This window comes from Mesorhizobium ventifaucium, assembly GCF_935822925.1.
GTDB classification, from domain to species: Bacteria; Pseudomonadota; Alphaproteobacteria; order Rhizobiales; family Rhizobiaceae; genus Mesorhizobium; species Mesorhizobium ventifaucium.
Genome location: NZ_CAKXZS010000079.1, coordinates 1 through 461 on the forward strand (window position 1 = coordinate 1; position 461 = coordinate 461).

Annotated in this window: 1 protein-coding gene; it reads right to left on the reverse strand. The window is 64.2% G+C overall.

Features of this window, described 5'->3' with window-relative positions:
- Nucleotides 1-461 (reverse strand): electron transfer flavoprotein subunit beta/FixA family protein (locus NMG70_RS31690; protein WP_254028131.1); only part of this gene is annotated, 461 nt, incomplete at both ends.

Genomic DNA, 461 nt, shown 5'->3' on the forward strand with positions numbered 1-461 from the left:
GCATAGCGCGGCTGGTTGAGGCGAAGATCCGCGGTGACAATCGCCGGCATCTTCAACTCCACCGTCTGCAGGCCGCCATCGACCTCACGCGTCACCTTGGCCTTGTCGCCATCGACAACGACCTTGGAAGCAAAAGTGCCTTGCGCCCAGCCCAGAAGTGCGGCCAGCATCTGGCCGGTCTGGTTCGAATCGTCATCGATCGCCTGCTTGCCGAGAATGACGAGACCGGGCTTTTCCGCCTCGACTACGCCCTTCAGCACCTTGGCGACGCCCAGCGGCTCGGTCTGCTCGTCGGTCTTGACCAGGATGGCGCGGTCGGCGCCCATGGCGAGCGCGGTGCGCAAGGTCTCCTGCGCCTGCTGCGGCCCGATCGAGACAACGATGATCTCTTCCGCCTTGCCGGCCTCCTTCAGCCGAATCGCCTCTTCGACCGCGATCTCGTCGAACGGGTTCATCGCCAT